Source organism: Marinimicrobium sp. UBA4509, assembly GCF_002388575.1.
Taxonomy (GTDB): Bacteria; Pseudomonadota; Gammaproteobacteria; order Pseudomonadales; family Cellvibrionaceae; genus Marinimicrobium; species Marinimicrobium koreense.
In genome coordinates this window covers 106,276-106,528 of the sequence record NZ_DGMV01000051.1, presented here as the reverse complement: position 1 = coordinate 106,528, position 253 = coordinate 106,276, and the positions used below count along the sequence as shown (strand labels likewise).

General features: G+C 55.7%; 1 protein-coding gene. It reads left to right on the top strand.

Annotated features, from left to right (window positions below):
* Positions 1-217: CorA family divalent cation transporter (locus tag B3520_RS09445; RefSeq protein WP_286875918.1), on the top strand; the 217-nt coding region annotated here is incomplete at its 5' end.
* Positions 218-253: the final 36 nt, after the last annotated feature.

Here is a 253-nt window from a genome sequence, read left to right as displayed (position 1 = left end):
GGGCTTCATCAACATCGAACAGAGCCAGATCATCAAAACCTTCTCCATCGCCGCCGTGGTCTTCCTGCCCCCGACCGTGGTCGCCAGCGTGTACGGCATGAACTTTGAGATGATGCCCGAGCTCGACTGGCAATTCGGCTACGTCTGGGCCCTGGTCATCATGGTGCTATCGGGCATCGCACCCTATTGGTATTTCAAGCACAAGGATTGGTTGTAATTTTTTAGCAGTGGGTGCGGGCGGTGTGGGGTGTAG